General features: G+C 63.9%; 16 protein-coding genes and 1 pseudogene. 10 read left to right on the top strand and 7 right to left on the bottom strand.

Going from position 1 to position 20405, the window contains the following annotated elements:
- A pseudogene (locus ABIC21_RS18560) lies at positions 1–125 on the bottom strand (3-oxoadipyl-CoA thiolase); the annotation flags it as partial.
- Positions 126–251: 126 nt separating this feature from the next.
- Complete coding sequence (locus ABIC21_RS18555; protein WP_354351850.1) at positions 252–1628, bottom strand: NAD-dependent succinate-semialdehyde dehydrogenase; 1377 nt, start codon at positions 1626–1628, stop codon at positions 252–254.
- Positions 1629–1843: 215 nt separating this feature from the next.
- Between ABIC21_RS18555 and ABIC21_RS18550 the strand changes: the two genes are divergently transcribed.
- Together ABIC21_RS18550 and ABIC21_RS18545 are read left to right on the top strand one after the other, a co-directional pair.
- On the top strand, positions 1844–2605 hold the full coding sequence (locus ABIC21_RS18550) for an enoyl-CoA hydratase/isomerase family protein (RefSeq protein WP_354351849.1): 762 nt from the start codon (positions 1844–1846) through the stop codon (positions 2603–2605).
- Positions 2602–3480, top strand: coding sequence for a 3-hydroxyacyl-CoA dehydrogenase family protein (locus tag ABIC21_RS18545; RefSeq protein ID WP_354351848.1), 879 nt, complete (start codon positions 2602–2604; stop codon positions 3478–3480). Before ABIC21_RS18550 ends, ABIC21_RS18545 begins: the two co-directional genes overlap by 4 nt.
- A gap of 163 nt (positions 3481–3643) precedes the next feature.
- On the opposite strand, the gene ABIC21_RS18540 is transcribed toward ABIC21_RS18545, so the two are convergent.
- The 3 genes from ABIC21_RS18540 to ABIC21_RS18530 form a co-directional block, all read right to left on the bottom strand.
- Positions 3644–5296, bottom strand: coding sequence for a flavin-containing monooxygenase (locus ABIC21_RS18540; protein WP_354351847.1), 1653 nt, complete (start codon positions 5294–5296; stop codon positions 3644–3646).
- Positions 5297–5346: 50 nt separating this feature from the next.
- Positions 5347–6273 (bottom strand): alpha/beta hydrolase, encoded by a 927-nt coding sequence (locus tag ABIC21_RS18535; RefSeq protein WP_354351846.1) that lies wholly within the window; start codon positions 6271–6273, stop codon positions 5347–5349.
- A 159-nt stretch (positions 6274–6432) separates the two neighbouring features.
- Entirely contained in the window at positions 6433–7188 is a 756-nt protein-coding gene (locus ABIC21_RS18530) for a glucose 1-dehydrogenase (protein WP_354351845.1), read from the bottom strand.
- Positions 7189–7447: 259 nt separating this feature from the next.
- Between ABIC21_RS18530 and ABIC21_RS18525 the strand changes: the two genes are divergently transcribed.
- Positions 7448–8524 (top strand): alcohol dehydrogenase, encoded by a 1077-nt coding sequence (locus ABIC21_RS18525; protein ID WP_354351844.1) that lies wholly within the window; start codon positions 7448–7450, stop codon positions 8522–8524.
- 6 nt (positions 8525–8530) lie between these two features.
- Entirely contained in the window at positions 8531–10363 is a 1833-nt protein-coding gene (locus ABIC21_RS18520) for a sigma-54-dependent Fis family transcriptional regulator (RefSeq protein WP_354351843.1), read from the top strand.
- Between the two features lie 61 nt (positions 10364–10424).
- Here ABIC21_RS18520 and ABIC21_RS18515 read toward each other — a convergent pair whose 3' ends face one another.
- A complete protein-coding gene (locus ABIC21_RS18515) occupies positions 10425–11321 on the bottom strand; it encodes a LysR family transcriptional regulator (RefSeq protein ID WP_354351842.1) in 897 nt (298 codons plus the stop codon).
- 111 nt (positions 11322–11432) lie between these two features.
- Between ABIC21_RS18515 and ABIC21_RS18510 the strand changes: the two genes are divergently transcribed.
- On the top strand, positions 11433–12680 hold the full coding sequence (locus tag ABIC21_RS18510; protein WP_354351841.1) for a CaiB/BaiF CoA transferase family protein: 1248 nt from the start codon (positions 11433–11435) through the stop codon (positions 12678–12680).
- Positions 12680–13879 carry an acyl-CoA dehydrogenase family protein gene (locus tag ABIC21_RS18505; RefSeq protein WP_354351840.1) on the top strand — a complete coding sequence of 400 codons (1200 nt, stop codon included), beginning with the start codon at positions 12680–12682 and terminating at the stop codon, positions 13877–13879. The genes ABIC21_RS18510 and ABIC21_RS18505 overlap by 1 nt, the downstream gene beginning before the upstream one ends.
- A gap of 199 nt (positions 13880–14078) precedes the next feature.
- Here the strand turns inward: ABIC21_RS18505 and ABIC21_RS18500 are convergent, their stop codons facing one another.
- Entirely contained in the window at positions 14079–15107 is a 1029-nt protein-coding gene (locus tag ABIC21_RS18500; RefSeq protein WP_354351839.1) for a helix-turn-helix domain-containing protein, read from the bottom strand.
- A 475-nt stretch (positions 15108–15582) separates the two neighbouring features.
- On the opposite strand from ABIC21_RS18500, the gene ABIC21_RS18495 reads away from it, so the two are divergent.
- From ABIC21_RS18495 to ABIC21_RS18480, 4 genes are all read left to right on the top strand, one after another.
- Positions 15583–16737 (top strand): sugar ABC transporter substrate-binding protein, encoded by a 1155-nt coding sequence (locus tag ABIC21_RS18495; RefSeq protein WP_354351838.1) that lies wholly within the window; start codon positions 15583–15585, stop codon positions 16735–16737.
- A 129-nt stretch (positions 16738–16866) separates the two neighbouring features.
- On the top strand, positions 16867–18378 hold the full coding sequence (locus ABIC21_RS18490) for a sugar ABC transporter ATP-binding protein (RefSeq protein WP_354351837.1): 1512 nt from the start codon (positions 16867–16869) through the stop codon (positions 18376–18378).
- Positions 18371–19360, top strand: coding sequence for an ABC transporter permease (locus tag ABIC21_RS18485; RefSeq protein WP_354351836.1), 990 nt, complete (start codon positions 18371–18373; stop codon positions 19358–19360). Before ABIC21_RS18490 ends, ABIC21_RS18485 begins: the two co-directional genes overlap by 8 nt.
- Positions 19357–20337: an ABC transporter permease gene (locus ABIC21_RS18480; protein WP_354351835.1), complete on the top strand. Its 981-nt coding sequence runs from the start codon at positions 19357–19359 to the stop codon at positions 20335–20337. Before ABIC21_RS18485 ends, ABIC21_RS18480 begins: the two co-directional genes overlap by 4 nt.
- Positions 20338–20405 lie beyond the last annotated feature (68 nt).

Genomic DNA, 20405 nt, shown 5'->3' with positions numbered 1-20405 from the left:
GGCGCGCGCTTCACGGCCTCACCGATCACGTGGGCGGCGAGGTCGTCCGGGCGGACACCGGCGAGCCCGCCGCCGAACTTCCCAAACGGGGTCCGAACTGCGTCGTACAGAAAAGCGTGATTCATGATTCCTCTAAAATCTGTCGGGCATAACCAAGCAGCTGGGGCCGTTTTGAGGACTAAAAACGGCCATTGCTGCCAGCTATGTGGGCGCGCTGGTGGCTTCTGCCAGCGGCAGCGATTCGGGCGGGTCTAGGCTGACGGGATCCGGATGAGCTTCTTGTTGGCGAATTCGTTGATTCCGTATTGCGCCAGTTCACGTCCAACGCCGGACCGCTTCACCCCGCCGAACGGAAGGTCAGGGGCGCTTCGGCTGATGCTGTTGATCCAGACCGCGCCGGTTTCGAGCTGTTCGGCAAGCTCCTGTGCGGCCTTGACGTCGGCGGTGTAGATGGAGCTTGAGAGGCCGAAGGGTGAGTCGTTGGCCAGGTCAATGGCAGCTTGGGGAGAGTCCACCCGGTAAACCACAGCCGCCGGGCCGAAGATCTCTTCCGAGTATGCCCGCATTTCGGGCGTCACACCGGTCAGGACCGTTGCGGGGTAATAAGCGCCTGATTGGTTAGGTGCGCCCCCACCCGCGACAGCTGTCGCGCCCTTGGAGACGGCGTCCTGGACCAGTTCCGCGATGTCGTCCACGGAGGCCCGGGAAGACAGCGGACCGAAGGTCGTCTTCTCATCAGTCGGATCGCCCGGCGCGATCTTGGCCATGGCCTCGGTGTAGCGGCGCAGGAACTCGTCGTAGATGTCGCCGACGATAATGAAGCGCTTCGACGCTGTGCAGGCTTGGCCGCCGTTGTACATCCGGCCCGCCACGGCGCCGGCTACGGCCTTGTCCAGGTCGGCATCCGGCAGCACGATGAACGGGTCGGAACCGCCCAGCTCCAGCACGTACTTCTTCATATGGCGTCCGGCGACTTCCGCCACGGCGGATCCGGCCTTTTCGGAGCCGGTCAGGGAGACGCCCTGTACCCGCGGGTCTGCGATCATGGTCGCGATCTGGCCGCTGGTGACGAACGCATTGATGTAGACATCCGCGGGCAGCCCGGCATCGCGGAACACCGCTTCGATGGCCAGCGCCGACTGCGGGCAGTTGCGTGAGTGCTTGAGGATCACGGTGTTGCCCAGCGCGATATTGGGGGCGGCGAAACGGGCGACCTGGTAGTAGGGGAAGTTCCAGGGCATGATACCGACGAGCGGCCCGATGGGTTCAGTGCGGACGACGGCTGAACCTGGGCCGCTGATGTCCAGGGGTTCATCCCTGAGGAAGCGCTCGGCGTTATCCGCGTAGTAGGCGTAGATCGAGGCCACGAGGGCAACTTCGCCACGGGCCTCGGCGATCGGTTTGCCAACCTCAAGGGTCAGCAGGGCGGCGAGCTCCTCGGAACGTTCGCGGTGCAGTTCGGCGACGCGGTTCAGGACCGCCGCGCGTTCGGCCAGCGGAGTGGAGCGCCAGGAACGGTATTCAGTAAAGGAGCGCTTGAGCACTTCCTGGACTTCCTCGTTAGAGAGGGTCGGGAACTCGGCAACGCGTTCTCCGGTTGCCGGGTTGATGGTCGCGTAGTTGCTCATTGTCCAAATCTCTTCCTGATGGTGCGTCCTTGGTCTTAGCAATCACGATCCCAGCTTCCGCCTATGCAGTCCAATACTTATTCTCAGCATGATCAATGTTGATTCTGAATCAATGACGGATCCCCCGGCCGCGGTTCCAGTTATTACGTTTCCGCAATAATTTAGCGTTCATTAGGTATTGGACTCTGGGTAATTGGCGATGCGAAGGTGGGCGGGTGAAGACCATCAATATCCACGATGCGGGCGCGACCGTCCATGTCGAGCTCAATAGACCTGAAGTACGCAACGCCATCGACCAGCACATGGTCGATGAGTTGCATTCCGTCTGCGCGGATTTGGAGCGGAAGCCCAAAATCCTCATCCTCTCCGGGGCGCAAATCCCCTCCGGCGGCATCTTTGCCTCCGGGGCCGACATCGCCGAGCTCCGCGAACGGCGCCGAGACGACGCACTGGCCGGCATTAATTCCGGCCTCTTCCAGAGAATTTCCAAGTTGCCGATGCCCGTCATCGCAGCCATCGACGGCTTTGCGCTCGGCGGCGGTGCTGAACTGGCCTACGCAGCGGACTTCCGGATCGCCACGCCACGGGCCAGGATCGGCAACCCGGAAACCGGCCTGGGCATCCTCGCTGCCGCCGGCGCGGGCTGGCGCCTTGTGGAACTCGTGGGCGAGCCCCTGGCGAAGGAAATACTGCTCAGCGGAAAAGTGCTCGACGGCGCAGCGGCGCTGGCTGTTCGGCTCGTCAGTGAATTACACGACCCAGACCAGCTCATCCCAGCAGCCTTTGCCCTCGCAGCGAGGATCCAAACCCAGGATCCGCTCGCGGTCCGTCTCACCAAGAGTGTCCTGCAGGCACCACGATCCGCACACCCGGCCATCGACGAACTCGCCCAGGGCATCCTCTTTGAATCGGAAGCAAAGTTTGAGCGGATGCAGGCGTTTCTCGACCGGAAAAACCACAAAGGAACCAGCAAATGACCGTCCCCACCTCCCTGACCGAAACCCCCAGCGTCCCCAAGAGGGTAGGTGTTCTCGGCGGAGGCCGGATGGGCGCCGGCATCGCCCATGCCTTCCTTGTTTCCGGAGCCGAGGTGACCGTCGTCGAACGTGACGCGGCAGCTGCCGCCGCCGCCCTCGACCGCGTCACCCGGACGCTGGCCAAGGCCATTGAGAGAGCTTCAGTATCGGAGGATCTGGACTCGATTCTCGGCCGGTTCGAAGTCTCGACGGACGCCGCCGACTTCGGCAGCGCCGGTCTGGTCGTCGAAGCCGTCCCTGAGGATTTCAATCTGAAGCAGTCCGCATTGCTCAACGTTGAGCGCAACCTTGGCGCGGATGCCTGGATCGCCACCAACACCTCCTCACTGTCGGTCACCAAGCTGGCTGCCACCCTCGGCAGACCGGAGCGGCTCTGCGGGCTGCACTTCTTCAATCCGGTCCCGGCGTCAGCGCTGGTGGAAGTCGTCCTTGGCCCGCAGTCCGCCCCCGAACTAGCCGACGCCGCCAGCGGCTGGGTCCGCGGGCTCGGCAAGACGCCCATCGTGGTGAACGACGCTCCTGGCTTCGCGAGTTCGCGTCTGGGCGTCGCACTGGCACTGGAGGCCATGCGAATGCTCGAAGAGGGCGTCGCCAGTGCGCAGGACATCGACGCCGCCATGGAACTCGGCTACCGGCACGCCTCTGGACCCCTGCGAACCACGGACATCGTCGGACTGGACGTCCGCCTTGGAATCGCCGAATACCTGCACGAAACGCTCGGCGAACGCTTCGCCCCGCCCCAGATCCTCCGCGACATGGTGGCGCGCGGCGAACTGGGACGCAAGTCCGGCAAAGGCTTCTACGACTACTCCTAATTGCGGGGCCCGAGTGTGGGAGGCAAGCGTTCGATGGCTTGCCTCCCTTTTTCGGCGCAACGGGACGCCGCGAGGGCGTCCAAGTACGGATTGCCGCCAACACGGAACGGCGGCTGCCACATCCCCAAAGGGTGGCAGCCGCCGTTCTGGCGTTTGACGCTTGCTACTCCGCCGGAGCGAGCACCTTCAGCTCGAAGCCTTCGTAGCCGGCTTCGCGGACTTCGGCGAGTTTGTTCCGGTAGTTGCCGAGGCCTCCGAGGTAGAACATGACGGTCTTCGTCTTGCCCGGGATGTTGGCGCCGAAGATCCAGGAGTCGGCCTTCGGGAAGAGCGTCATATCGGCGATCTCCTGGCAGGTCCGTGTCCAGGCTTCCTCGGCCTCTGCGGTCGGCTCCACAGAGGCAACCTGTCCGGTCTCGGCGTCGTTGATCAGCTGTGAGATCCACTCGACCTGGGCCTCGATGCTCGGCGGCAGGTTGGTGAAGGGGCCATTGGGGCCAAGGATCATGAACATGTTCGGGAATCCTGCTGTGGTGACGCCGAGGTAGCTGGTGGGCCCATGCTCCCAGTGCTGCTGGATGGTCTCGCCGCCGCGGCCCCGGATGTCGATCCGTGTGTAGTTTCCGTCCACGGCGTCGAAGCCTGTGGCGAAGATCAGAACATCGAGCTCGTGCTCCACGCCGTCCGAGGTCCTGATGCCCGTGGGCGTCAGTTCGACGATCGGTGTCTCCTTGACTGACACCAGCTGTACGTTGTCCCGGTTGAATGTGGCGTAGTAGCCGCTGTCGCACAGGGGGCGCTTGGCGTAAAGGTCGGTCGGAGTGAGCTTGCGGGCCGTCTCCGGGTCCTTGACGATCTCGGCGATCTTGCCGCGGACGAATGCTGCCGCGGCCTCGTTGGCGTCGGGGTCCGTGGCAATGTCGCCGAAGGTGTTGAACATAAAGCGGAATCCGCCGCCGGTTTCCCAGGCCTTCTGGAAGACAGCCTGCCGCTCCGTTGCGGAGACGCTCATAGCGGGAACGGTGCTTTCCTCGAACCCGAAGGCGACGCCGGAACCCCGGACCTGTTCCCAAATCTTGCTGTAGTCCTTCTTGACGGACGCCACGTATTCCGGCGTGACAGTGGTGTTGCCGACGGGGACGCTGTACTGCGGTGAGCGCTGGAAGACGGTGAGGTGTCCGACCTTGGGTGCAATGGCGGTGATGATCTGCAGGCCGGTGGAGCCGGTGCCGATCACGCCGACGCGCTTGCCGGTCAGGTCCACGCCCTCAGGCCAGGCGCCGGAGTGGTAGATCTCGCCTTCGAAGGTGTCGATACCCGGAATGTTGGGGATATTGGTGGCCGAGAGCAGGCCGAGGCCGTTGACAATGTACTTCGCCGTGATGGTTTCGCCGGTGTCAGTGCCGATGGTCCACCGGTTGGCCGACTCGTCGTAGTGCGCGGAGGTGATACCGGTGTTGAGCTGAATATCCTTGCGCAGGTCATAGCGGTCCACAACGTGTTCGAGGTACTGGAGGATTTCCGGCTGGGTCACGTACTTGTGGGTCCAGTCCCACTCATTCAGCAGTTCGTCGTCGAATGAGTAGCGGTAGACATAGCTCTCGGTGTCCGACAGGGCGCCCGGGTACCGGTTCCAGTACCAGGTGCCCCCGACGCCGCCGGCGCGGTCGAAGGCGCGCACGTTGAGTCCGAGTTCGTTGCGCAGCTTGTGCAGCATGTAGATGCCGCCAAATCCGGCGCCGACGACGACAGCGTCGAGTTCGGCGGGAAAGGTGGGAGAGGTGGCGAGGGCAGTTTGCCCGTGGTTTTCAGCCATGATGGATACTCCTTTGTATTTCAGGTCTTGTGTTGTGGGGTGGCCGGGGCTCAGTACTTGTACCAGCCGGCGATGCGGGCGAGTTCGGCGTCGGCGACCTCGGAGTTGCCGGCGAGGAACGGGAAGACGTGCTGCTGGTCCTCGGCGATGGAGAGGGTCACGTCGACGCCGGCGGCCTCGGCCAGTGCGGCCAGGCGGGTGGCGTTGTCCAGGAGGGATTCGACCGAGCCTGCGGTGATGTATAGGCGCGGGAACCCGGTGAAGTCGGCGTAGAGGGGGTTGGCCAGCGGGTTCTGCGGGCTGACGGAATCGCCCAGCACGCCTGCGATCATGCCCTCGAGCAGCGGCACGGAGATGAGCGCGTCCGTGGCGTCGTTGGAGATCAGGGTTTCGCCCTTGTTTTCCATGTCCAGCCACGGCGAGAACGCGATGACCTGGCCGGGGAGCGGCTCGCTCTGCTCCTTGAGCGCCAGGGAGATGGCGACCGCAAGGTTGCCGCCGGCGGAGTCGCCGATGGTCGTGATGTCGTGAGGGTGGATGCCGCTCTCGACGAGGGCCTTGAAGGCAGCCACGCCGTCTTCGACCTGGGCGGGGTGCGGGTGCTCGGGGGCGCGGCGGTAGTCCAGGACAAAGGTGACAACGCCGACTGCCTTGGCCACGTGGCCGGCCAGCTTGCGGTGGCTTGAGGCCGAGCCGACGGCGAAGCCGCCGCCGTGGGTGTAGAGCAGCACTTTCGTCCGGTCGGCACCTTCCGGGAAGGCCCAGATGCCGGGGACTCCGCCGACGACGTCCTCCTTGTAGGTGACTGCTTCGGGTTCCCGGGTGGGCTGGTGCCACTCGTCGAAGATGCTGCGGAACAGGCGCATCGTCAGATCGGGGGTGGTGGCGATGATGTTGGACCAGTCCGCGTAGAGGTCGCGGAGGGGATCGGTCGCCTGGGAAGTTTCAGTCACTGCTGCTTCGGTCGAGATTGTCATCTCATACTCCTTCGTATGGAGAGCGTTCCGAGCGTTGCCCGGGGGGCTGATGGATCGGAATCTTGGTGCGTTTTGCCGCTAGATATAGCGTGGATCACATTTGCGCCGGCCCAGTGTTCCACTTTGAAACACCGGGCCGGCACCGGACCCGCCCGGGAGCTACTGCGTGGTGTAGCCGCCGTCAACGACGAGTTCCGCACCCGTGACGAACGACGATTCGTCCGAGGCGAGGAAGAGGACGGCCTGGGAGACTTCTTCCGGCCGTCCCGGCCGCCCGAGGATGGTCGTTCCCAACAGTGCCTTCGCGCCTTCCGGTGTAGCCATCAGTTCCTTGGTCATCTCGGTGTCAATCACGCCCGGGTGCACGGAGTTGACCCGAATGGCGAACTTGGCAAGATCGACCGCGGCAGCCTTGGAGAGCAGACGCACTGCGCCCTTGGAAGCCTGGTAGGCCGCGGCACTGGGTGCCCCGATGAGCCCGTAGATCGAGGAAATGTTCACAATGGAGCCCCCACCGGCTGCCTGAAGCGCAGGCGCCGCCAGCTTGCAACCCAGGAAGGTTCCCTTGGCGTTGATATCTAGGGTGCGGTCCCATTCCTCCTCATCTGTCTCGTCGAGGGGCTTGAGGATGAGGATGCCGGCATTGTTGACGAGGGCGTCCAGCTTGCCGAATTCATTCACGGCTTCGTCCAGCACACGCTGCCAGTCGTCCGACCGGGTGACATCGTGCGTGATGAAGCGCGCGGAACCCCCGGCGTCGTTGATCTCCTCTGCCACGGCCTTTCCGGCGGCTTCCCGGACGTCCGTGACGACGACCTTGGCCCCTTCTGCGGCGAGGAGCAGGGCGTGCGACCTGCCCATACCCTGGGCGGCTCCCGTGATGAGTGCAACTTTTCCTGACATGCGTCCTGCCATGGTCATTCTCCTTTGAATGCGACAACGTGGGCCCGGTTCCTCCGGGCCGAGGACCCTTCAAACGGGGTAGTCAATTCTTATGTGACGTGGATCTCACGATGGTGTGCCGATTTGGAACAGCGCATCACCGCCAGCATTCGGCGAAGGCTTCGATTGTTGCCCCCTGCGCATAAACGACGCCGTGATTTGGTATTGGATTCCTATCAGCGCGGGTGCCATCCTTGAATGAATACAGTCAGCGCAACGATGCGAGGTCACCATGCACGCTTTTGCCGTTTTCCGAGACAGCCCCGAGATCCAGGACATCGAACTGCCGGACCCGGTGCCGACGGGAACCGAAGTCCTCTTGAGGGTGATCCGCTCGGGCGTGTGCCACACGGACACCCACCTTCGTGAGGGTTCGTACGACCTGGGCAGCCGGGGAGCGTTGAAGCTCGTGGACCGGGGCGTCACTTACCCGCTGGTCATGGGGCACGAAGTCGTCGGTGTCGTCGAGAAGGTCGGGGACCTTGTACACGGGACCAAACCCGGGGACGTCAGGCTGGTCTATCCCTGGATTGGCTGCGGCACGTGCCGGGATTGCCTGGCCGGCCGCGACAACGTCTGCGCCAACGGACGCAACCTTGGAGTCACGGAGCACGGCGGCTACGCCGAGCAGATCCTGGTCCGCGACGAAAAGTACCTCGTGGACATCGAGGGCCTGGACCTCAGCTGGGCGGCGACGCTGGCGTGCTCGGGCCTGACGGCCTTCAGCGCAGTGAACAAAGTCCTCCCGCTGGGGCCGGACGAACCTGTTGTGGTGATTGGCGCCGGCGGAGTCGGGCTCACCGCCATCGCTACCCTCAGCGCGCTGGGGCACCAGGCCATCTGCGCCGTCGACATTTCGGAGCGGAATCTCCAGCTGGCCCGTGAGGTCGGCGCCAGCACAACTGTTCAATCCACCGATCAAGGTCTCAGCGCCAAGATTATCGGCGCAAACGGAGGCCCGGTAGCAGCCGTCATCGACTTCGTGAACAACAGCCAAACGGCGCCCGTAGCCTTCGACTCCCTGCGCAAGGGTGGCCAACTGGTTCAGGTAGGGCTCTTCGGCGGCGAACTGACGGTCCCGACCGCACTCATGGCCCTTAAGATGCTCACGATCCGAGGCAGTTTTGTGGGCAACCCCGAGGAGCTGAACCAGCTCGTCGCCTTGGCCAAGCAGGATGCGATTCCCCACATTCCGATCATCGACGCCGAGCTCTCCGCCGGATCTGTGGGCGAGAACCTGGACAAGCTCACGCAGGGCGGCGTCCCCGGACGCGTGGTGCTGCGCGCGGCAGACGGTGCCCAGGGCTAACCAGCCATGCAAAACCCGCGCAACGTTCCCGACGATGCCCTTCGCGCTGCCCGGGAACACCTCATCCGCCGGGGCCTCCGGGATGGGACACAGCTGGCGGAAATCGTCTCCCCGGACATCGAACACAGCTGGCGCCGCTCGATCGGCGTGGAGGCTTCGGCGCGGCCCGAGGCATTTCTGTTCGTCAATGATTTCGATCCGGACGGGATCCTGATCCGTGCGGCCAAGAGTGTGATGGACCACTGGCTGCAAAGCCTCAGCGGTATGGGCATCTCCTTGTTCCTCAGTGACCAGTCCGGCCAGATTATTGCCCGCAGGCTCGGCGACAAGGCACACGGCAACCGTTTCGACGAGGCCTATGCCGCGGAAGGGTTCAATTTTTCGGAGCGCTCGGTCGGGACCAACGGGCTCGGCACGCCCATCGAAGGACGCCAGGCCGTGTTTGTCCGGGGAGCGGAGCATTTCAACGAGGCACTGTCCCCGCTGGCCTGCGCAGGGGCGCCCATCATGCACCCCGTTACGCGCCGCGTGATAGGTTCCATTTCCTTCGCCTGCGACACCGGTTTGGACAACCCGCTCATGCTGGCCATGTCCCGGGAAGCGAGCAGCCAGATCGAACGGCGTTTGCTCGACCTCGGCAGCGCAACGGGACTCGCCTTGGGAATGTCCCAGCTGCGGTTGAGCTCCTCCAGAGCCCCGGTCATCATGCTCGATGCCCAGGCTGTGATGACCAACATTTCCGGTCTGGCGGTCATGAGTAGTGAACTGCACACCACACTGTGGGAGCAGCTGCGCGGTCTCGAGTGGACCGGCGCCAAACAAACCATCGAGATACCGTCCCTGAATGTGGACGCCACCGTCCAGCGGATCGACGATTCCGGCGGGAGTTCTGCCTTCGCGTTGGAGCTCTCACGCATACCTGATGCCGCGAGCATTCCGCGGAAGGTCGATGCCGATTTGCCCGGCACCGACTCTTCGGGTGTAGGGGCTGCGTTTCCGCACGTTATACGCACTGCCTTTGACCGGGCGGGCCAGGGACCCGGGGCGATCGCCGTGTGCGGGCAGGGCGGCTCCGGCAAGCTTCATCACACGCTCGCCTGGCTCAACGGACAGGACTCCGGTCCGGGTCCGTTGATCCTCGATGCCTGCCTCCTACCGGAAGAAAAGGATGCCAGCTGGTTCCAGACCGCCAGTGAAGCCATCGCAGACGGTCGAAGCGTTATCCTGCGGCATCTTGAGGATCTGCCCCGGAGCGAGTTGAACAGGCTCAAGGCCCTGGACGCGGCGGTGCGCCAGCAGCCGGCGCACCCTCCGGCAGGCCAAGACCCGGCAGCTCCTTCTCCGGCCCGGCTGGTTCTGACCATGAATCCCGAGGCGTGCCCGGACTTCGTCTCGGACGTCGTCTCACAAATCGCTGCGCGTGTGACTGTGCCAACGCTGTCCGAAACCAAGGAACGTATCCCCGTGCTGGCTGCGCATTTCCTGGATGCGGCCGCGCCAGCCGACAGATCCACGCTCTCCGCGGTCGCGCTGCAGGGGCTCATGCGCTGGCGGTGGCCGGGGAACGTCGCAGAACTGCGCGCAACCCTCGAGTCGCTGGGGCGTGCCCATCCCGGTCGCGTGCTGCAGGCCAATGACCTCCCGGAACATCTCAGGAACACAGGCAGGCGCACCCTGTCCAAACTCGAATCCCTGGAGCGCGACGCGATCGTTGCCGCCCTGGAACAGAGCGGGGGGAACCGCTCTGTCGCTGCGGAAGCCCTGGGAATGGGCCGAACCACCCTTTATCGGAAACTCCGTGCCCTGGGCATCGAGACGCCGGAGTTCATGGCCCCCTGACCGGGTCAAAGACAACCGTCAAGACGCCGCCTTAGTTCGGCGCCCGTCATCCGGGTTCGGGTCAGCCGGCGCCGGGCAGGATCCGCTCGGCCAGCTCCAGTACTGCCCGCAGGGCAGGGCTGGAATGGTCCCGGCGCCAGGCCATCCGCAGCTCCACCGGAATCGTTTTGTCCATGACCTTCACGAAACGCACGTGGGGGTCCGTGACCGCCTCGGCCACCGAGGACAGCGTGAGCGTGCAGCCTACCTCCGCCCCGACCAAGGAGAGAGCAGTCCAGGAATCCGGGACCACCTGAACGATGTCCAGCTCGAACCCGGCGGCGTGCGTTAGTCGCCGGAGCCTGTCGTTCAGCACCGCCCCGGCATGAGGCGGCAGTGAAACGAAGGTGTCGCCGCGGAAGTCAGCCATCCGGGCTTCACCGGCGCCGGCAAGGCGGTGGCTCGCGGGGACGGCGACCACGAGGTCCTCCGCTGCAAGCAGGCGCGTTTCAATCCCGGCAGCAATGTAGTCCCAACGACCGAGGGCGATGTCCACGTCGCCACTGACCACACGGTCCATGGCAGGTTGGGCAAAGTTCTGACTGAAGAGCTCGATCTGGATGCCCGGGTGGTCGCGCCGGACCTCTCTGGCGAGCCGGCCCACCAGGGTATGGGTGGAGGCGCCGGCATAGGCGACCCGGACGCGCCCGACTTCTCCTTTGTCTGCCGCGTGGACCGCGATGCTCGCCCGGCGGGTGGCATCGATGATGTCCGTTGCCGGCCCGATGAACGCCTCTCCGGCGCCGGTCAGCTTGACGCTGCGGGTACTTCGGTCGAACAGACGGGTTCCCAGCTCCCGTTCCAGCTGCTGGATGCTGCGGCTGACCGGAGGCTGGGCCATGTGCAGCTTCTCCGCTGCGCGGCCAAAGTGCAGCTCTTCTGCAACCGCCAGGAAAGCGCGGATCTGTTGGATCTCCATGCAAGTGATTATTGCACCTGGCGCAACAAAAAGGCCATCAATAAGTATTGGACGGATAGCAATGCTGTCGGTCATGGTTGAGGGAGAGAACCCTATGCAAGGAGCCTTTTGATGGACAGCCAACACTCCGCCACCTCTGAGACGTCGGCATTCGGCCGCGGTGCAGGCGGCCCGCTCAGCGGCATCGTGATCGCCGATTTCGGCAGGGTGCTGGCCGGACCGTACTGCACTATGCTCTTGGCAGATCTCGGGGCAACTGTGATCAAGATTGAGAGCCCGGCCGGGGACGAGACCCGGGCATGGAAACCGCCCACCCGCGGCGATGACTCAACGTATTTCCTGTCGATCAACCGCAACAAGACCTCCATCAAACTCGACCTTCGGGATCCGGACGACCGCAGGACGGCGCAGCGCATCGCGGAACGGGCCGACGTCGTCGTCGAAAACTTCAAGCCAGGAGACTTGGTGCGCTACGGCCTGGACTACGACACAGTCGCGGCTACCAACAAGGACGTTGTCTACGCCTCGATCACGGGCTTCGGGACCGCCGGGGGTGCCCAACTCCCAGGCTACGACCTACTCATCCAGGCGCTGTCCGGACTGATGGACCTCACCGGGGCGCCGGACACAGGGCCCTTCCGTTCCGGAGTTGCGGTGTTCGACGTCATCACCGGACTTCACGCCTGCATCGGTATCCTCGCCGCACTCCGGCACCGGGATCGCATCGGAGAAGGCCAACTGGTGGAAATGAACCTGATGTCCTCTGCCCTCTCCGGCATGGTGAACCAGACGGCCGCCGTCGTGCTGGGCGGGACCGTTCCCGTCCGGCTGGGAAACGAACATCCGAGCATCTACCCTTACGAGCCTTTCGACACCGGCGACGGGAAGCTGGTGATCGCGATCGGCAACGACTCCCAGTTCCGCACCTTCTGCGCCGCGATCGGCCGGCCGGCGCTTGCCACAGATCCGCGTTTCGAAAAGGCTCCGCTCCGCAGCGCCAACCGCACCGAACTGCGGCCGCTCCTGGTGGAGTGCCTCTCGGCCCGGACCGCTTCGGAGTGGTTCGACATATTTACCGAAGCGAAGCTCCCCTGCGCACCGATCCAGGATCTGCGTGCCGGGATCGAATTCGCCGAACGGATCGGGCTGGAGCCTGTCGTGACCGTGGGGCACGGAAAGAGTGCTCAGCCCGGGGTGCGCAACCCCATCCGGCTGTCCAAGACCCCGGTGAGCTACGACCTCACGCCGCCCGATCTCGACAGCGGCGCGGAGCTGGTGCGCGCCTGGCTCGGCGACGACGAGAACCAATTGGCCGGCGTCTTTGCCGGCACTCCCACCCGATCCCACGAGGAGCACTGATGACCACCGCAACGGACGTTTCCGTCAATTCCGACTTCTACGCACTGGACGACTACCTCAATGACACCGACCGTGCGCTGATCGCCAGCGTCCGGTCCTTTGTCGAAAAGGACGTCAAGCCCATCATCAACGAATACTGGGAGAAGGCGGACTTCCCGTATCAGTTGGTGCCAAAGTTCGCAGGGCTGGGAATCATCGGCACAGCCATCCAGGGCTATGGCTGCCCCGGGCTGACCCGGCTGCAGACCGGCCTCGTCGCGATGGAACTCTCGCGAGGTGACGGCAGCATCAACACCTTTAACGCGGTCCACTCCGGGCTGGCGATGGGCACCATCAACCTCCTCGGCAGCGACGAGCAGAAGCAGCGCTGGCTGCCTGCCATGGCAAGGCTGGAGAAGCTGGGCGCGTTCGCGCTGACCGAACCGGACCACGGCTCCGACTCCGTCGCCCTGGAAACCTCCGCCCGGCTCGACGGCGAGCACTACGTCATCAACGGATCCAAACGCTGGATCGGGCTGGGCCACGTGGCGGACCTCGTCATCATCTGGGCCCGGGACACAACCGACCAAAAGGTGAAGGCCTTCGTCCTGGAAAAGAACGACGACGGCAGCTATCCCGCCGGATACAGTGCCGAGGCCATCACGGGAAAGATGGCCAAGCGGGCGATCCAGCAGGCGCAGATCGAGATCGACGGTCTGCGGATCCCCGCCGGAAACCTGCTGGCCAAGTCGAAGTCCTTCCGCGACGTCGGAGCGGTACTCAACACCACCCGCAGCACTGTGGCTTGGGAATCGCTGGGCCACGCCACCGCCGCCTATGAGATGGCGGTCCAGTACGCCCGGGAACGCGTGCAGTTCGGCAAGCCGATTGCCAGCTACCAGCTGGTGCAGAACAAGCTTGCCAACATGCTTGCGGACCTCACGGCCATGCAGCTGATCTGCTTCCGTACCGCGGCACTTCAGGACGAGGGCCGGCTCAGCAACGAACAGGCTTCCCTGGCCAAGATGTTCACCGGGGACAAAGCGCGGACGCTGTGCCGGGATGCGCGTGACATGTTTGGCGGGAACGGGATCCTGCTGGAACACCACGTGGCACGCCACCTGACCGACATGGAAGTGGTCCATACCTATGAAGGGACGGATTCCATCCAATCCCTGATCCTGGGCCGTGAGATCACCGGCATCTCAGCCTTCTCCTGACGAAACCGACGCCGGCAGGGTTAGGTACCAGTTCCGGCCCCCCTCCATAGGGAACTGCTGCACTAAGAAGCACGGCCATCCGACAGGGTGGCCGTGCTTTCGTATGGGGACCGGGCTGCGGAAATCGGGCACATTTCTGACACGGAGTCAGGCGCGGGCTGCCGGCCGGCGATCAGCGCGCGCAGCTGGCGGTCGGACCTTACAGTCCGTACCGACGGATTCTCTCGTAGAGCGTCCCGCGTGCGATGCGAAGTTGCTCTGCAGCGTCGGATTTGTTTCCGCGGCACTCCCTTAGCACCGATGCGATGATCTCCCGCTCGGCCAGCTCCAGCTGGCTCAGCTCGGGCAGGACTACCGTCCGGGGCCCGGCGTCGGAACCTTTCACGTGCGAGCCAGCAAGGCTTGCGACACTCAGACGGCTGAGCACCAATGAGCAGCCCTCCGCGGTCCTGGGAGGCATCACGGGCACGATCTGCGCACGAACGCCGGTGGGCAGGACAAACTCTTTGGTGAAGGGTCCTGCCTCTTCGACGTAGTGCCACAGCTGTTCTCGATCAAACGACAGGCCGCCGAGACCATCCTCGGCGATCATGGTGTAACGGTCCAGTGTAATGACGGCCGCGCCCGTTCCAGCTTTCACGCGCAAATGCGCATCAAGAAGCCGCTGATGGCGGGCGCGGGACAGGCGGGTCAGCGAATCCTGAATGCCGGTCAGCAGCATGTTGAGCGCAATCTTCAGATGCGGGTTCGGCTCGCCGGCAAGGCACGTAACGTTGACGGCGCCGAGAAGTTTTCGCGTAATTGGGTGCAGGACCGGGCTCGCTGCGCAGACGAGGTTGTGCATGCGCTCATCCAGGTGGTCGGTGCCTCGAACAACGGTGGAGGAGCGGGTCGCAAGCGCGACACCCACTCCATTCGTGCCCGCGGAACTCTGGGCCAGGTCGGCGCCCTCCGTTACATCTGCGCGCGCAAGGTGACGACGCAGGCTCGGAGCAGCTGCCCACTCGTAGGTCACCCTTCCATCAGCGTCAGTAATGGCCAGCCAAGTCGTAGTCCCTTCAAGTGCCTCCTGCGTCGAGGAGATGGCTCTTCGCGCTACTTTCAGGAGAGACAACTGCTCCTCGGCCGAATCCGACATCTTGTTGTTCCTCCGCGTCATTGCGTTTGATGGCATGGTCCAGCCGGGCGCGAGCAACTCCGCTTCACAGGCTGAACTGGTGCCGGTCAATTTGACTGTCCCCTGTCGACGTCATGAGCGGCATCCTTCAAGTGTGACATAACCCACAATCAGGTTCGGCCCCACGGCCAAATTGTTCAAACATTGGACACTTTGACCCACCAACACTTTGCTGAAACCCCACCCTGGCGGGTGGTTCGCGGAGTTGAGGGGCAGGGACACCACGGTCGGCAGCCCTCCTTGGTGCCCGAACGAGCGAACGGGCTAAAGGACCGATGGAATCGGCGAAGTCTGATTCGCGGACCAATGTTCAAGTTCTGTACAGGGCACGGATTCAGGTGCTAGTCCGCGCAAGAATCCTAGAACTCGGGTTTGTCCTGCGACCAGGTCAGGAACGGGTCCGGCTCGGTCGCACCTGATTCCGTGGAGCATCTCCACGAATCGCCGATGAGGAAAATCCTGACGCTCTGCGTTATTCCTGGCGTTCAAGCCCGCTTACTCACTCTATTCAAAGGAGCATAGACACATGCATTTTTCGTATGCCCGCGCATGGCGAAAGATCGCCGTTGCGGTCCTCGCTACCGGCCTTCTCACCTCTACCGCTGCATGCAGCACCAGCTCCAGCGCCGCCCCGGGCGCCCCTGCCGCGTCCCAAGGCAAAGGCACCGGCAGCACGGATGGCGGCGGCGCTCTCCTCAAGGTCTTCATGCCGTCGACCTCAAACGTCTACCTGGCGGCCGCCTCGCAGTCCATCAAGGACGAGGCGAAAGCCCTCAACTACACCGTCAACATTGTCGAGAACAACTGGGACCAGACCGAGCAGGACCAGCAGGTCCAGGAATGGCTTGCCACCGGTGAGCGTGCGGCCGCGGTGCTGATGTGGCCGGCTGGCGCCGCCGCTGCAACGAACTCGATTCGGCTGCTGTCCGCGCAGGCACCAGTCATCCAGTTCAACAACCTGGTCACGCCGGAAGCGACCAAGTACGTGACCGCATACGCGGGGGTCTCGGACACGGGCATCGGCAGGGAAGCCGGAGCCAACGCGCTCGCCGCCGTCGAGAAGCTCAAGGCTGAAGGGGCCAAGTTCCACGGTCCCGACGGCAAGCCCAACGTCGTCGAGATCCGGTTCACTGCCGGGTACGCGGCCGGTGACGACCGGGAGAAAGCCTTCGCAGAAGCCACCCCGGGCGCGTTCAACATGCTCGCTGTCGAACCCACCCCGACCGTTGACGCGCAGGGCGGCTTCAAAGCAGCCAGCCAGGTCATTCCGCGGTTCCTCGGACAGGGCATCGACATCGTCTACGCACACAGTAACGACGTGGCAAACGGTGTGGTGCAGGCGCTGGAGCAGAACGGGCTGAAGCCGGGTAAGGACGTCATCCTGATCACCGGAACTTCCTCTGGCGACATGACCAACCTGCGCAGCGGCAAGATCTGGTCCGCCACCCTGCAGTCCCCGGTGATCGAGGGAGCACTAGTGGTCCGGACCGCCGCGCAATACATCGCCACCGGCCAGGTGCAGTCCGGCGACGTCACCATCGAATCGTCGGCGACCAAGCCTGAACTCAAGGTCGAGGCCCCCCACACGGCCACGTACATGATGAATCCCCAAGTGACGGCCGAGAACAATGCCTCCTTCGACATCTGGGGCCTCTCGTTCGACAAGCTGATGGGCAAATAGGACCCCTTAACTGGAGTCCGCCCCCAATCGCGGAGCCTCGGATACGTCCCACCACCGGAGCTGTCCGAGGCTCCGCACCCATCTCGTGCGCGCCCCGTGCGCCACACATTGCAAACCTAGGAGAAACGAATGACTGGAAGCACTCCCCTTCGCCTTGAGGCGAGCGGCATCTTCAAGTCTTACGGGGCAGTGAACGCCCTCTCGGACGTGCATTTCGAACTCCGGGCCGGCGAGGTCATGGCCCTCTTGGGTGAGAACGGCGCCGGCAAAAGCACAATCGTCAAGGTCATCTCAGGCCTCGTCTCACCCGACAGGGGTTCCATCGAAATCGACGGAACCCCGACAAATATCTCCAGCGTCTCGCTGTCACAGGCGGCCGGGATCGCCGTCGTCCAGCAGGAGTTCAGCACAGTCGGAACCATGACCGTGGCCCAGAACCTCGTGCTCGGCCAGCAGGGCACGCCCTGGTGGTGGAGCCCCCGCAGACTAAACGAAAACGCCGTCGCGATCCTTGAGCGCGTCGGGCTCGCCGGCCTGAACCCTTCCACGCCGGTCGAGGAACTCTCCGTTGCGGAGATGCAACTTCTGGAGATCGCGCGCGTGCTGGCCAGGGACGCCAAGGTCATCATCTTCGACGAACCGACCGCAGCCCTCTCGGACGCTGAGATCGTCCGCGTACTCGATGCCGTCAAGCGTCTCGCATCGGAGGGGCGGAGCGTCGTCTATGTCACCCACAGGCTGGGTGAGGTTTTCGAGATTGCTGACCGCGTCACCGTCTTCCGCAACGGCAAGAGCGAGGCCCCTCTGGAGGTCAAAGAGCTCGACGTCGAGACGATCGTCGCCAAGATGATCGGCCGGGAGCTGGGCCACCTCTATCCGGGCAAATCCGCGGCGGTCGGTGAAGTCGTGCTGGAGACACGCGGGCTCCGCATTCCCGAGCTCCGTTCCGAGATCAACCTGACCCTCCGACGCGGTGAGATCCTGGGCCTGACCGGGCAGCTCGGCTCGGGAACAGCGGAACTGATGGAGGCACTTGCCGGCGTCGGCGAGATCGTCTCCGGGGAAGTTCTCGTGGACAGCCAGACGCTTAACACCCGCGGCAGGCAGAACGGAATTTCGGCCGGCGTTGCGTACTGCTCCGCAGACCGGAAAAAGGACGGAATCTTCGCGAGAGTCCCGATCCGCCGGAACCTGTCATCGCCCTGGCTGCACCGGCTGTCCGCCGTAGGGTTCGTCAGCGCCCGCCAGGAAGCCGACGAGACAAACCGCTACGCCTCGCACTTCGCCATCGACGTCAAACGCATGAACTCGAACGTGGGAACGCTTTCGGGCGGGAACCAGCAAAAGGTGGCCCTGGGCAAATGGCTCGGAATCAACCCCCGCGTCCTCCTCGTTGAGGAGCCCACCCGCGGCGTGGATATCGGTGCGCGCGCCGATATCTACGCCCAGCTTCGGCGCCTCAGCGACTCTGGGGTAGGCGTGATCGTCAGCTCCTCGGACACCAACGAAATCCTGGGCCTCTCCGACACGATCGCCACCTACTTCCGCGGCGAACAAACATCTATCCGACCCGCAGGCGAGTGGACCGAATCCGCCCTCGTCCGCGAAGTAATGCACCGTGAGGATGCGAATCATGACTAGTACAGCAAGCATTGCCGCCAACTTCACCGCCCGACCACCCAGAGGCAGCGTCATCCGCTTCGTCAACAGCTACACCCTCCCGCTGCTCCTGGCGGCGGTGTTCATCGCGTCCGCCATCAGCACGCCCGATTTCGCCACCTTTGCGAATATTCGCGCGATCCTGATCAATACCTCCATCGTCGGAATCATCGCTGTCTCGATGACTGCGATCACGATCTCCGGCAATTTCTTCTCACTCGGCATCGCGTCCTCCACCGTGCTCGCCGGCATTGTGTTCCTGGCGGTGTCCGGCCTGACCGGATCGGCGCTGGCCGGGCTCGGCGCCGCCGTCGCGCTCTCGGTGACGCTGGGGATCATGCAGGGCCTCATCGTCGGCGCCGGACTCAACCCCGTCATCACCACCCTCGCCGTGGGCTCGGTCATCTATGGCCTGGTGGCGATCGCTACCAAGGGCGCCGTGGTCACCGCGGGCAGTGTGGACGTGGCATGGCTGGCAACGTGGAACTTCCTGGAAATCCCGCTGCCTGTCTACATCTTCGTGCTCTTCACGGCCATTGCCTGGTTCCTCACCGAACACACGCTGATCGGGCGCAACATCCACCTCCTGGGCGCCAACCGCGCCACCGCCAGGAACAGTGGCATCTCTCCCCAAGCCACCACGATCTGGGCCTTCATCGCATTTGGGGTTGGCCTCGGAGTCGCCGGCGCCCTCAACGCCTCACAGCTGCATCAGATGCAGGCCAATGACCTTGCCGGACTCACCATGGACGTTATCGCGGCGGTTCTGGTCGGAGGCACCGCCGTATCCGGCGGCGAAGGATCCCCCACCCGGTCCGCGCTCGGCGCGCTGCTTATCGTGGCCCTGGGAAATATCATGCTCCTGCACGGCCTCGACAACGGCTGGCGCGTCTTTCTCGTTGGAGGCATCGTCGTGGTGCTCGTGGTAGTTCTTCACGTTCTCAGAAAGGTCAGTACACGATGAATGCAGCCAAGGAATTCTTCCTTAAGTACTCGCTCCAAATAGTCGTCCTCCTGCTGGTCGTCGGCATCATGGTGATGGTCTCACCCGGCTTTCGCGGGGAAGCTGCCCTGTTCTCGTCGCTCGAACGACTCATCCCGCTCGGTGTCATCGCGGCCGGACTGGCGGTGACGATGATCGCTGGCGAGTTCGATCTTTCCGTCGCCTCAATGGCCGCATTTGCAGGGGCGATCGCCGTGCAGCTCGGAGGCCTCGGCCTGATAGCGAGCATCCTCATCGCCACAGTCGTGGGAGTGCTGCTCGGCTCGCTCCAAGGCTGGGTGATTGCACGGCTGGGTATCAGCTCGCTCGTGTTCACGGTTGGAACGCTGATCCTGCTCCGCGGCGCCACCTGGTTGGCGACCGATGGCGTCCCGGTCACCCTCACCGACTACAGGCTGAGCGATGCGCTCATGGTCCGGATCTGGGTCTTCACGCCTCTGTCGCTCACAACGATCGCCGTGCTCGCCGTTCTGGGCATCTTCCTGTCGCGGACACGGTGGGGCCGCGAGATCTCATCGATCGGCGGAGCCCGGCAGGAAGCGGTCGCCTCGGGAGTCAAGCTCAGGTCGCGCCTGGTGCTCGCCTTCGCCATTTCCGGTGGATGCGGCGCCCTGGCCGGGGCACTGTCGTCGTTCCGTGGCGGGTCTGCGACGCCGGACGGACTGGCAAACATGCTCCTTCTGGCGCTGGCGGCAGTTCTCATCGGCGGAATCAGCCTCACCGGAGGGCGCGGCGGCATGATCAACGTCGCGTTCGGCATCGCCATCACCGCGGTCCTCGCTGCGGGAATGTCTTCCATCGGTGTCAAGGCCTTCGTGACCGAACTGTTCACGGGCGTCCTCCTTCTGGTCGTGATCCTCTTGGAGTTCGCCATCTCGAAGGCGATCGCCTATAGGGCATCCACGCAGAGGCGCCTGCCACACCTGGCTGTCGCCTGAGAACTTCACTGACCTCGGGCAGTTGATTCCGGCGGCGCCTCCGATTCTGCAGGCGGCGTCGCCGGGTC

The organism is Pseudarthrobacter sp. PvP090, assembly GCF_040547365.1.
GTDB lineage: Bacteria > Actinomycetota > Actinomycetes > Actinomycetales > Micrococcaceae > Arthrobacter.
The sequence above is the reverse complement of the archived record's forward strand: the minus strand, read 5'-3'. Positions and strand labels throughout refer to the sequence as shown.